General features: G+C 72.9%; 5 protein-coding genes. 4 read left to right on the top strand and 1 reads right to left on the bottom strand.

Annotated elements, in window-relative coordinates:
* The first annotated feature begins 83 nt into the window (after window positions 1-83).
* The 4 genes from ACXJKL_RS17250 (at window position 84) to ACXJKL_RS17235 (ending at window position 1,795) form a co-directional block, all read left to right on the top strand.
* Window positions 84-269 carry a hypothetical protein gene (locus ACXJKL_RS17250; protein WP_457208247.1) on the top strand — a complete coding sequence of 62 codons (186 nt, stop codon included), beginning with the start codon at window positions 84-86 and terminating at the stop codon, window positions 267-269.
* 86 nt (window positions 270-355) lie between these two features.
* Window positions 356-631, top strand: coding sequence for a phosphoribosylformylglycinamidine synthase subunit PurS (gene purS, locus ACXJKL_RS17245; protein WP_457208246.1), 276 nt, complete (start codon window positions 356-358; stop codon window positions 629-631).
* Window positions 632-680: 49 nt separating this feature from the next.
* Window positions 681-1,349, top strand: coding sequence for a phosphoribosylformylglycinamidine synthase subunit PurQ (gene purQ / locus ACXJKL_RS17240; RefSeq protein ID WP_457208245.1), 669 nt, complete (start codon window positions 681-683; stop codon window positions 1,347-1,349).
* A complete protein-coding gene (locus ACXJKL_RS17235; protein ID WP_457208244.1) occupies window positions 1,346-1,795 on the top strand; it encodes a DUF3817 domain-containing protein in 450 nt (149 codons plus the stop codon). Before purQ ends, ACXJKL_RS17235 begins: the two co-directional genes overlap by 4 nt.
* Window positions 1,796-1,822: 27 nt before the next feature.
* Here the strand turns inward: ACXJKL_RS17235 and ACXJKL_RS17230 are convergent, their stop codons facing one another.
* Window positions 1,823-3,235 carry a glycoside hydrolase domain-containing protein gene (locus tag ACXJKL_RS17230; RefSeq protein ID WP_457208243.1) on the bottom strand — a complete coding sequence of 471 codons (1,413 nt, stop codon included), beginning with the start codon at window positions 3,233-3,235 and terminating at the stop codon, window positions 1,823-1,825.
* Window positions 3,236-3,491: the final 256 nt, after the last annotated feature.

The raw sequence follows: 3,491 nt of genomic DNA, 5'->3' as shown, positions 1-3,491 counted from the left end.
GGCTACAAGTACCCCCGCATCGTCGAGCTCGTCGACGCGCTCCCGATGACCGCCACCGGCAAGATCCTCAAGCGCGAGCTGAAGTGAAGCGCGGCATCGGCATCCCCCTGGGCGTGGTGATGGTGGTCTTCGGGACCCTCTTCACCCTCCAGGGGCTCGGGTACGTCGGCGGCTCGGCCATGAGCGGCTCGTCGTTCTGGGCGATCGCCGGCCCGATCATCGCGGGACTCGGCGTCGCTGTGCTCATCGTCTCGGCCCGGCGTACCTGAACGGGTCGGTCCCGGACGCGGTGTGTCGTCCCCGGTCGGCGCCGATAGGATCGCCGGGCACCCCGCCGCCGTCCCAGGAGCGTCCCGTGGCCCGTTACGTGGTCGATGTCATGCCCAAGCCCGAGATCCTCGACCCGCAGGGCAAGGCCGTCCTCGGCGCCCTGCCGCGGCTGGGGTTCGCCGGCGTCACCGACGTCCGCCAGGGCAAGCGCTTCGAGCTCGAGATCGAGGGCGAGGCCTCCGACGCCTCGCTCGCCGAGGTCACCCAGATGGCCGAGACGCTGCTGTCCAACCCGGTGATCGAGGACTTCGAGGTCCACGTCGAGGGCGACGACGCCGCGGGCGGGAAGCACAAGGCATGATCACCTCACGAAACTGCTCGCTGCGCTCGCACTCCCGCGGGGGCCCCGAATGAAGGTCGGCGTCGTCACCTTCCCCGGCTCGCTCGACGACGTCGACGCCCAGCGGGCGGTGCGCTTCGGCGGCCACGAGGCGGTCGCGCTGTGGCACGGCGACCACGACCTGCGCGGCGTCGACGCCGTGGTCCTGCCCGGCGGCTTCTCGTACGGCGACTACCTGCGCTGCGGGGCGATCTCGCGCTTCGCGCCGGTGATGACCGAGGTCGTCGAGGCCGCGGGCAGGGGGATGCCGGTGCTCGGCATCTGCAACGGCTTCCAGATCCTCTGCGAGTCGCACCTGCTCCCCGGCGCCCTGATCCGCAACGACCAGCGCACGTTCGTGTGCCGTGACCAGCGCCTGCGCATCGAGAACGTGCGCACCGCGTGGACGTCGTCGTACGCCGAGGGCGCCGAGGTCACCATCGTCCTCAAGAACGGCGAGGGCGCCTTCGTCGCCGACGAGCCGACCCTGGACCGGCTCGAGGGGGAGGGCCTCGTGGTGGCGCGCTACCTCGACGGCAACCCCAACGGCTCCGCCCGCGACATCGCCGGCATCACCAACGAGCGCGGCAACGTCGTCGGCCTGATGCCCCACCCCGAGCACGCCGTCGAGGACCTGTGCGGACCCGGCACCGACGGGCTGGGCTTCTTCACCTCGCTCGCCGCCGCGACCTTCGCATGACCGCCGCTTCTCCGCGGCGGCTCTTCCGCGCGCTCGCGACCGCCGAGGCCATCACCTGGGCGCTGCTGCTGACCGGCATGTTCCTGAAGTACGTCACCGAGACCACCGAGCTGGGCGTGCAGGTCTTCGGGATGGTCCACGGAGTCGTGTTCATCGCCTACGGCCTCGTCACGGTCCTGGTGGCCTCCGACCAGCGGTGGTCCCTCGGCCGGCTCGCGCTCGGCCTCGCCGCCGCGGTCCCGCCGTTCGCGACCCTGCCCTTCGAGCGGTACGCCGATCGGCGCGGCCTCCTCGGCGACGCCTGGCTCTCGCGCCCCGACAGCCCGGGCGCCGCGCAGCGGGCCGTGTCGTGGCTGCTCGAGCACCAGCGCCGGGCGGTCGGCATCGGGGTGGTCGCCGTGCTGGCGCTCACCGGCCTCGCGCTGCTCGTCGGCCCGCCGGCCTGACCCGTCCGCGCGGCGGGGGCGGGTTCGTCAGAAGCGACCCTTGGCGAGCTTGCGCCAGGTGGGCGCGTCGGTGGTGCCGGAGGGTGCGACCCCGACCCGCGCCTGGTAGGCGAGCAGCGCGGTCCGGGTGGCCTCGTCGAAGGTCCCGGTCACCGCGACCCGCTGCCGGGCGGCGGTCAGCGCCCGCTGGAGCCGGGAGACGGCGGGGCCGGTGGCGCCGGCCGCCAGCACGGCCCGGTCCTGGCCGGCGAGCAGTGCGACCCAGTTCTTGCGTCGCCACGTGCGCGTGGGCGTGAAGCCGCGCGACCTCATCCACGCACCGGCCGCGCGCCGGGTCTCGCGGTCGTAGACGCCGTCCAGCTTCCCGGCGTACCGCTTCTTCTCCTTCAGCAGGCACTGCAGGGCGAGGGTGCGGGCACGGCTGGCCGCCCGCGGCCGGAGCGTGTAGTAGGTCGGGAAGTCGACCCGGGTGCCGCCGCAGTGGGTCTCGACCACCGGCGCCGGTGCGGGTGCCGGTGCCGGCGCGGGGACGGGTGCGGGCGGGGCAGGGGGCGGAGTGCCGGTCCCGCTGAGGTCCAGGTAGTTGCTGTCGATGTTGATCGTGACGCCGCCCCAGGTCTCGTTGTGGCCGCCCCGGTACTGCTTCATCCGGCCGCCCGGGCGCCAGCCGTCCTCGGCGATGTAGCTCGTCGACGTGTTGGCGACGCCGTCCCAGCGGGCGATCCAGATGCGGTCCGGCAGGGTGAACTGACCCGGACGGAGGAGGCGGGCGTCGTCGAGCATCTTGATGCCCGAGCTCGCGCTGGAGTAGAACCCGGCGACGTAGCCGAGCTCCTTGGTCCGGGTGACCCACGCGCTGACGAACGCGAGGGCGGACTCACGACAGCTCGTGTTGGTGAGGTCGAACGCCTCCAGGTCGTACCACAGCGTGCTTCCGGTGCCGATGCCCAGCGCGGCGGCGTCCGCGGCGTTCTTGTCCGCCTCGACGACGCCCTGGGCGCGGGCTGCCGCGTAGCCGCCAGCGGACCGGGGGTCGATGGTGAAGTCGTCCTTGTAGCGGGGAAAGCGGTCGAGGCACGAGGCCTGGGGGCCCAGCGCGATCGGGAGCAGCCGCCAGCCGCGCGACACCTGCGTCGCCACCCAGGTGGGCGAGAGGTTGGGCTGGGTGCGGCAGGCCCGGGAGTCCCCGGAGATGTAGATCCCGACGGCCCGGAAGGGGGAGTGGGTGATCCAGGCGTCCATCGCCGACTGGGTCGGGGCGACGCACTGGTCGAAGCCGTGGCCGGTGAAGTCACCGGGCGTCGCGGCGGCGATCTGGGCGGCCTTGGCGATCCGGGCGCTCGGTGCGGCCGGGTCGGACAGGGCCGGCGACGGGACCGCGAGGAGCGTGCCCGCCAGGGCGACGGCAAGGGTGATCAGCTGGCTGGTACGGCGGCGCACGGGGACTCCCACGACTCGGTGACGGCCCCTCGGGAGGGCGACGGCACGTCACTGTAATCACATCCGTCACACCGGTCACAGGGGAACGAGTGAACTACAGAGGAGTAGTTCGCCGTCCCGGACGGGCGGGCCCGGCGCGGGTGGCCATCGACCGACCGACGGCTCGGGACCGGTTCCGCGGCCGGTAGATTGGCGCCCGTGCCCGAGACCCAGCAGGCCTTCCCCGACGTCAGCACACGTAGCAGCACCCTCGACA

Source organism: Nocardioides sp. P5_C9_2, assembly GCF_054049555.1.
Note: the sequence above shows the minus strand (reverse complement) of the source record. Positions and strands in the feature narration are given on the sequence as shown.

Bases quoted from the DNA above. Each gene is read 5' to 3' on its own strand.
- ACXJKL_RS17235 (WP_457208244.1), top strand. From the start codon at position 1,346: ATGACCGCCGCTTCTCCGCGGCGGCTCTTCCGCGCGCTCGCGACCGCC.
- purQ (WP_457208245.1), top strand. From the start codon at position 681: ATGAAGGTCGGCGTCGTCACCTTCCCCGGCTCGCTCGACGACGTCGAC.